The organism is Hydrogenophaga sp., assembly GCF_028698005.1.
Lineage (GTDB): Bacteria > Pseudomonadota > Gammaproteobacteria > Burkholderiales > Burkholderiaceae_C > Hydrogenophaga.
The window spans coordinates 1-6,533 of record NZ_JAQVEJ010000164.1 but is presented as its reverse complement, the minus strand read 5'-3'; the positions used below and the strand labels follow the sequence as shown (position 1 = coordinate 6,533).

General features: G+C 66.4%; 6 protein-coding genes and 1 pseudogene. All 7 read left to right on the top strand.

Annotated features, from left to right (window positions below; translation table 11 throughout):
* The coding region (locus PHQ87_RS13525) for a ubiquinone/menaquinone biosynthesis methyltransferase (RefSeq protein WP_300235342.1) at positions 1–515 on the top strand (515 nt) is incomplete at its 5' end.
* A gap of 179 nt (positions 516–694) precedes the next feature.
* Positions 695–1,192, top strand: a pseudogene (locus PHQ87_RS13520) (Tim44-like domain-containing protein); the annotation flags it as partial.
* A gap of 109 nt (positions 1,193–1,301) precedes the next feature.
* On the top strand, positions 1,302–1,910 hold the full coding sequence (locus PHQ87_RS13515) for a hypothetical protein (protein WP_300235339.1): 609 nt from the start codon (positions 1,302–1,304) through the stop codon (positions 1,908–1,910).
* On the top strand, positions 1,907–3,478 hold the full coding sequence (ubiB, locus tag PHQ87_RS13510) for a ubiquinone biosynthesis regulatory protein kinase UbiB (protein ID WP_300235335.1): 1,572 nt from the start codon (positions 1,907–1,909) through the stop codon (positions 3,476–3,478). The genes PHQ87_RS13515 and ubiB overlap by 4 nt, the downstream gene beginning before the upstream one ends.
* A gap of 127 nt (positions 3,479–3,605) precedes the next feature.
* Positions 3,606–3,923, top strand: a complete 318-nt coding sequence (locus tag PHQ87_RS13505; protein ID WP_300235332.1) for an FmdB family zinc ribbon protein — start codon at positions 3,606–3,608, stop codon at positions 3,921–3,923.
* A gap of 18 nt (positions 3,924–3,941) precedes the next feature.
* Positions 3,942–4,595, top strand: coding sequence for a DUF502 domain-containing protein (locus PHQ87_RS13500; protein WP_300235330.1), 654 nt, complete (start codon positions 3,942–3,944; stop codon positions 4,593–4,595).
* Between the two features lie 23 nt (positions 4,596–4,618).
* A complete protein-coding gene (aspS, locus tag PHQ87_RS13495) occupies positions 4,619–6,427 on the top strand; it encodes an aspartate--tRNA ligase (protein WP_300235327.1) in 1,809 nt (602 codons plus the stop codon).
* Positions 6,428–6,533 lie beyond the last annotated feature (106 nt).

The window sequence follows — 6,533 nt, the reverse complement described above, 5'->3', positions numbered from 1 at the left end:
CGATGGCGTTCGCCCGTCGCGTCGGGCCCGGTGGCACGGTGGTGCACACCGACATCAACGAAGCCATGCTGCGCGAGGGGCGCAACCGCCTGCTCGACCATGGCCTGGTGCTGCCCACGCTGGTGTGTGACGCCGAGAAACTGCCGTTCCCCGACGACCATTTCGACATCGTGTCGGTGGCGTTTGGTTTGCGCAACATGACCCACAAGGACGCGGCACTGGCCGAGATGCGCCGTGTGCTCAAGCCTGGGGGGAAGCTGCTGGTGCTGGAGTTTTCCCGGGTCGCCAAGCCGCTGGAGAAGGCGTATGACTGGTATTCGTTCAAGGTGCTGCCCGTGCTGGGCCGGGTGGTGGCCAAGGACGAGGACAGCTACCGCTATCTGGCCGAATCGATCCGCATGCACCCGGGGCAGGAAGAGCTTCGCCAGATGATGAAGGCTGCTGGCTTCGGCCACGTGGATGTGCACAATCTCAGTGCCGGGGTGGTTGCGCTGCACCTGGGGATCAAATGCTGACGCGGCGGGCGTGACGGCCGGGATATCAACAACGAGGGAGACGGGTGATGCGGGAAGGATGGTGGTGGTGGGGGGTGCTGGTGGTCGTGGCCGGCTTGGCGTTGCGACTCCTGTGGCGCACCCGGCGCACGCCCGAGCGTGGCGTGTACGATCAGGCACTGGTCGATCCCCTGCGCGTGGACTCGCGCATACCGCGGGACTACAGCCCGAAGAACGTGGGCAATGACGCCTCGGCCCGCCCCTGGGAAGTGGCGCCGGCCGAGGCGGGCACGCTGGCCAGCCCTGATCCGTGGCCGGCCGGCTTCGATGCCGAGGCCTTTCTCCAGGCGTCCAAGGCCAACTTCCTGGGGCTGCAGCAGGCCTGGGATCGCGGCGATGTCGCCAGCCTGCGCGCCATGATGACCGACACCATGCTGCAGCAGCTCCAGTCGGAGCTGGAGGAGCGCGAGCGGGTCAGCCCGGGGGCCAGCTCCCAGACCGATGTGCTGATGCTCGACGCCCAGTTGCTGGGTGTCGAGGATCAGGGTGACGCCTACGTGGCGAGCGTGGAGTTTTCCGGCATGTCGCGCGAGCATGCCGCTGCCGGGCCCAGTCCCTTCCGGGAGGTGTGGAACATCACCCGGCCGAAGTCGGGCGAGGGCGCCTGGCTGGTGGCGGGGGTGCAGGCCCTGCAGTAAATAGGAGGGCTGACCCCGCCTCGGGGCGGCCCGGCGGCGGGACCGTGTCCCTCATGCGCCACCGCTGGTGCGGGATGCTGCGGTATTTATCCGTCAGAATCGGGGGATCATGCAAGCAAAGCGTCCCTTCTCTCCTTTCGGCTCTTCCTCGTCCCTGCCCGGCGGCGGCCTGCAAGGGCTGCTGTCGGCCATGTCGCCGCCCGACTGGGTGGTCGATGAGGTGCAGAACCGGGTGGTGTTGTTCCTCAACCATGTGTTGATGCCGGAGCCGCAGGCCCGGGAGCGGCTCAGGCGCCAGTGCGGCAAGCCGGTGCGGCTGCAATGGGCCGGCTTTCACCTGACGCTGGCCGCGACGCCGGCGGGTCTGGTCGAGCGGCCGGGACCGCAAGCGAAGGCCGATCTGGTGGTCACGCTCACACAGTCGTCGCCGCTGGCCCTGGCGCAGGCGGTGCTCTCGGGCGACAGGCCCGCGGTCGACATCCAGGGCGATGTGCAGCTGGCAAGCGAACTGGCCTGGCTGGTCGACAATGTCCGCTGGGACGTCGAGGAGGATCTCTCGCGCTTCGTCGGCGATGCCGCGGCGCATACCCTCGTGCGGGCTGCCACGGCGGCCGCGCAGGGGCTCAGGGCCTTTGTCGGGCGCCTGCCGGGTGGTGGCGGTGCCCACCCCCGGGCCGCCACGCCGGCGGACAGCGAGCGCGGCGGACACGTGTCATGAGGCGTTTTTTCCGGGGTGCCTTCATTGTCTGGGTGGCGTTGCGCCATGGCCTGGACGAGTTGGTGCTGTCCAGCTTCCAGCACCCGGGTATCCGGTTGCTGTCGCGTGTCGTCTCCCTGGGGCGCAGGCTGGATGCGCCGCGCGGGCAGCGCTTGCGCGAGGCGCTGGAGCGGCTGGGGCCGATTTTCGTCAAGTTCGGCCAGGTGCTGTCCACCCGGCGTGATCTGATGCCGCCGGACATCGCCGATGAATTGGCGTGTCTGCAGGATCGCGTGCCAGCGTTCCCGAGCGAGGTCGCCGTGGCCACCATCGAGCGCGCCTACGGCCGGCCGCTGGACGAGGTGTTCGAGCATTTCGAACGCGTGCCGGTGGCCAGCGCATCGATCGCGCAGGTGCATTTCGCCCGCCTGAGGGACCCGCGCCATGCCGGGCGGGAGGTGGCGGTCAAGGTGCTGCGCCCGAACATGCTGCCGGCCATCGAAAAAGACCTGAGTCTGATGCGCATGATGGCCGGCTGGGTCGAGAAACTCTCGGCCGACGGCAAGCGCCTGAAACCGCGCGAGGTGGTGGCCGAGTTCGACAAGTACCTGCACGACGAGCTGGATCTGTTGCGCGAGGCCTCGAATGCGGCCCAGCTGCGGCGCAACATGGCCGGGCTCGACCTGGTGCTCATTCCCGAGATGATCTGGGACTGGTGCCGTACCGATGTCATGGTCATGGAGCGCATGCACGGTGTGCCCATCAGCCGGATCGATGAACTGCGCCGTCTCGGCGTGGACATCCCGAAGCTGGCGCGCGATGGCGTGACGATCTTCTTCACCCAGGTGTTCCGTGACGGCTTTTTCCATGCCGACATGCACCCCGGCAACATCCAGGTGAGCACGGATCCGGCCACCTTCGGGCGTTACATTTCCCTGGACTTCGGCATCGTTGGCACCCTCACCGAGTACGACAAGGAATACCTGGCGCAGAACTTCACGGCCTTCTTCCGGCGCGACTACAAGCGGGTGGCCGAGTTGCACATCGAAAGCGGCTGGGTGCCACCCGAGACACGCGTGGATGAACTGGAGGCGGCGATCCGCGCCGTCTGCGAGCCATACTTCGACCGTCCGCTCAGGGAGATCTCGCTGGGCATGGTGCTGATGCGTCTGTTTCAGACCTCGCGGCGCTTCCAGGTCGAAATCCAGCCGCAACTGGTGCTGCTGCAAAAGACGCTGCTCAACATCGAGGGCCTTGGGCGGGAGCTGGATCCGGAGCTGGACCTGTGGAGCACGGCCAAACCGTTTCTGGAGCAGTGGATGGCCGACCAGATGGGGCCGCAGCGGTTGTGGCAGCAGCTCAAGGCCGAGGCACCCCACTACGCCAAGGTGCTGCCGGCGCTGCCCCGGTTGCTGGCCGGGGCCCTGCAGCAACAGCAGCAAGGCCGTCGCGGCGGGCGCGAACTCGAACGCCTGCTCGCCGAGCAGGTGCGCGCCAACCAGCGGCTGCGCGGCATCCTTTATGGTGGCGCCGGCTTTGTGCTCGGGCTGATCGTGGCCGGGTTGGTGGCGCAACGGTATCTGGGGTGAGGCGGGGTTCCTGGCTGTGGTCGGGAGCCCCCGCATCTATAATGTCCGGTTTTCTTTCATATTCGGGGCGGGTCCCGGGCCCTGGCTGACGGGCCGGCACCGCGCCCCCCGTGTTCACTGTCAAGCCATGCCGATCTATGCCTACAAGTGCGAGTCCTGTGGCCATGCCAAGGACGTCCTGCAGAAAATCTCCGACGCGCCGCTGACCGAGTGCCCGGCCTGCGGCGCCCCGTCGTTTCGCAAGCAGCTGACGGCGGCCGGTTTCCAGCTCAAGGGTTCGGGCTGGTACGCAACCGATTTCCGGGGAGGTGGTGCCGGTGGGGCCGGATCCGCCTCGGCAGGGGCCGCGTCCGCTGCGGCGACCGACACCGCATCGTCGGACAGCGGCGGAGCCGGTGCGACGTCTGCGGCCGCTCCGTGTGGTGGCTCCTGCGCCTGCCACTGACCGGAGCCGCCGGCCGTGATGAACGCCTTGCGCAAGTGGCTGCTGTCGGGCCTGCTGGTGCTGGTGCCCCTGATCATCACCCTGTGGGTGCTGGACTGGGTCGTCTCCACCCTGGACCAGACCCTGCAGATCCTGCCCGAGGCGTGGCAGCCCGAGCGCTGGGCCGGCATGCACATCCCCGGGCTGGGTGTGCTGTTCGCGCTGGGTGTGCTGCTGCTGATCGGGGCGCTGGCCTCCAACATCATCGGCTACAAGCTGGTCAACTGGTGGCATGCCCTGCTGCACCGCATCCCGGTGGTGCGTTCGATCTATTCCGGTGTCAAGCAGGTTTCGGACACCTTGTTTTCGGAAAAAGGCAATGCCTTTCGCACGGCCGTGCTGCTGCAATGGCCGCGTGAGGGTGTCTGGACCATCGGTTTCGTCACCGGAGCGCCCGGTGGCGACGTGGCCCGGTACCTCAATCCGCAGGATTTCATCAGCATCTTCGTGCCCACGACACCCAACCCCACGGGCGGGTACTTCGTGATGGCGCGGCGCAGCGAATGCGTCGAATTGGCCATGAGCGTCGACGAAGCCCTGACCTATGTGATCTCCATGGGTGTCATTGTGCCGGCTGGTCACAAAGGCACGCCTTCTTCCCTCCCCCCCGCTTCTCAGCCGACTCAGCTCTGAAGCGATACCTCCGAGTCCGTTCTATGTCCTCCATGCGCTCCGAATACTGCGGTCTGGTGACCGAAGCCCTGATGGGCCAATCCGTCACGCTGTGCGGCTGGGTCAACCGCCGCCGCGACCATGGTGGCGTGATCTTCATCGACCTGCGCGACCGTGAAGGTTATGTGCAGGTGGTGTGTGACCCGGATCGCCCCGAGATGTTCAAGGTCGCCGAGGAGATCCGCAACGAATACTGTGTGCAGGTCAGGGGCCTGGTGCGGGCCCGCCCCGAAGGGACAGTCAACGAGGGTCTCCGCAGCGGCCGCATCGAGGTGCTGTGCCACGAGCTGACCGTGCTCAATCCCTCGGTGACGCCGCCGTTCCAGATGGACGACGACAACCTGTCGGAAACCACGCGACTGACGCACCGCGTGCTGGATCTGCGCCGCCCCTACATGCAGAAGAACCTGATGCTGCGCTACCGCACGGCCATCCAGGTGCGCAACTTCCTCGATGCCGAGGGTTTCATCGACATCGAGACTCCCATGCTGGGCAAGAGCACGCCCGAGGGCGCGCGCGACTATCTGGTGCCCAGCCGCGTGCACGACGGGCAGTTTTTCGCGCTTCCGCAGTCGCCCCAGCTGTACAAGCAGATGCTGATGGTGGCCGGCTACGACCGTTACTACCAGATCACCAAGTGCTTCCGCGACGAGGACCTGCGTGCCGACCGCCAGCCCGAGTTCACGCAGATCGACTGTGAAACCTCGTTCCTGAACGAAGAGGAAATCCGCGCCATTTTCGAGCGCATGATTGTCGAGGTCTTCAGGACCCAGCTCGACGTGGAGCTGGGCGCGTTCCCCACCATGACCTACGCCGAGGCGGCCCACCGCTTCGGCTCCGACAAGCCCGACCTGCGGGTCAAGCTCGAGTTCACCGAGCTGACCGATGTCATGAAGGATGTGGACTTCAAGGTCTTCTCCGGCCCGGCGACGACGCCGGGTGGCCGGGTGGTGGCCTTGTGCGTGCCGGGTGGCAGCACCATCAGCCGCGGCGAGATCGACCAGTACACCGAGTTCGTCAAGATCTATGGTGCCAAGGGCCTGGCCTGGATCAAGGTCAACGAAGTGGCCAAGGGCCGTGATGGCCTGCAGTCGCCCATCGTGAAGAACCTGCACGACGCAGCCATCGCCGACATCCTCCAGCGCACCGGCGCGCAGGATGGCGACCTCATTTTCTTCGGCGCCGACAAGGCCAAGGTCGTCAACGACGCCATCGGTGCGCTGCGCCTGAAGATCGGCCACAGCGAGTTCGGCAAGAAGAATGGCCTGTTTGAGGACCGCTGGGCGCCGCTGTGGGTGGTCGATTTCCCGATGTTCGAGCACGATGACGAAGAGGACCGCTGGGTCGCCGTGCACCACCCGTTCACGAGCCCGAAGGACGGTCACGAGGAGTTCATGGCCACCGAGCCGGGCAAATGTGTGGCCAAGGCCTACGACATGGTGCTCAACGGCTGGGAACTGGGTGGCGGCTCGGTGCGTATCCACCGCGCCGACGTGCAGAGCAAGGTGTTCTCGGCCCTCAAGATCTCCGAGGAGGAGGCGCGGGCCAAGTTCGGCTACCTGCTCGACGCGCTGCAGTACGGCGCCCCGCCGCACGGCGGCCTGGCGTTTGGTCTGGACCGGCTGATCACGCTGATGACCGGCGCCGACTCGATCCGCGACGTGATCGCCTTCCCCAAGACCCAGCGCGCGCAGGATCTGCTGACGCAGGCGCCGAGCCCGGTGGACGAAAAGCAGCTGCGCGAACTGCACATCCGGCTGCGCAATTCCGTGACGGGCACCAGCGCCGGTTGATGACGGCGCCTTGAGGCCATGCAATTGCCCAACGTTTCGTCTGGGCAATGACGCACAAGGTCATGCGAACGCCATCCCGCCCGCCGGCGGGGTGGCGTTTTTTTTT

Coding starts and splice junctions, on each gene's coding strand:
- PHQ87_RS13515 (WP_300235339.1), top strand. CDS start 1,302: ATGCAAGCAAAGCGTCCCTTCTCTCCTTTCGGCTCTTCCTCGTCCCTG.
- ubiB (WP_300235335.1), top strand. CDS start 1,907: ATGAGGCGTTTTTTCCGGGGTGCCTTCATTGTCTGGGTGGCGTTGCGC.
- PHQ87_RS13505 (WP_300235332.1), top strand. CDS start 3,606: ATGCCGATCTATGCCTACAAGTGCGAGTCCTGTGGCCATGCCAAGGAC.
- PHQ87_RS13500 (WP_300235330.1), top strand. CDS start 3,942: ATGAACGCCTTGCGCAAGTGGCTGCTGTCGGGCCTGCTGGTGCTGGTG.
- aspS (WP_300235327.1), top strand. CDS start 4,619: ATGTCCTCCATGCGCTCCGAATACTGCGGTCTGGTGACCGAAGCCCTG.